We start from the raw sequence: 937 nt of genomic DNA, 5'->3' as shown, positions 1-937 counted from the left end.
TGGACGCGCACAACGTGCGCACGCGGCCGGCGGCGCGCTCCTCTGGTTTCGCTCGCGGCCTGCAGCGATCCTCGCCCTGGGGTTCATACTCATCGTGTTCGTCCAGGCCGGCGCCAACCCGCCATGGGCGGCGCCGGATGAACCGGCTCAGCAGATCAAGGCGGCTGCCCTCGCTCGGGGTCAACTGGGAGCGCGGCCGCGCTATGGGCGCGCCCCGCTCACCTTCGACGAGGTCTTCTCCCGGCGGCTGACCCGCACGGTGGCGCTCCCGCCAGCAGTCGTGCCACCGCAACAGCTCCCGTGCTTCGCGCTCCGTTCCGCCGTGCGCAGCAGCTGCCTCGACGAGCCCGCGGCGCTCGGCCCCTGGGCGCTCGACGCGGCCGCGCGGATCGCGCAGAACTCTGCAGCCGGGCGCGCCGAATCGATCGACGGCATGATCGCAGGCCTCGATGCCGTCGACGCACCGGGGGGCCCGAGGCTGGCGACGAGCACGTATTTCGGCGCGTACCCCCCCTTCGCCTACGCGCTGCCCGGCATCGCCGGACGTCTGGGGACGACCCCGAGGGGCGTGCTGTACCTCGGCCGCCTGGCGAACGCGACGATCTGCGGGGCTCTGCTCGCGCTCGGAACCATCGTCGGAGCCGGCGGCGTGCGCGGGCGCCGGCTGCTGGGACCGCTGCTCGCGGTCACACCGATGGTGGTGTTCGTGTCCGGCACGCTCTCGGCGAGCGGCGCCGAGATCGCCTCGGGGTACTGTTGCGCGGCCGGGCTCCTCGCCGTTCGACGAGCCCGACCGACCAAGGGTGCGTGGCCGGCAGTGGCGTGTGGGGCGCTCGGGCTCGTAGCCGCCCGACAGCTCGGGCCTTGGGAGCTGTCCCTCTTGCTGGGATCATTCGCGGCGGCGACCGGACGCCGCCGCCTGGTCGCCCTGTGGGCC

Annotated in this window: 1 protein-coding gene; it reads left to right on the top strand. The window is 73.9% G+C overall.

What is annotated here, in order from left to right; translation table 11 throughout:
• Positions 1–94 precede the first annotated feature (94 nt).
• A partial coding sequence (locus E6G06_21990) for a DUF2142 domain-containing protein (GenBank protein TML85454.1) occupies positions 95–937 on the top strand: 843 nt, incomplete at its 3' end.

This window comes from Actinomycetota bacterium (assembly GCA_005888325.1).
Classification (GTDB): Bacteria; Actinomycetota; Acidimicrobiia; order Acidimicrobiales; family AC-14; genus AC-14.
This window is presented reverse-complemented; position numbering and strand designations above follow the sequence as displayed.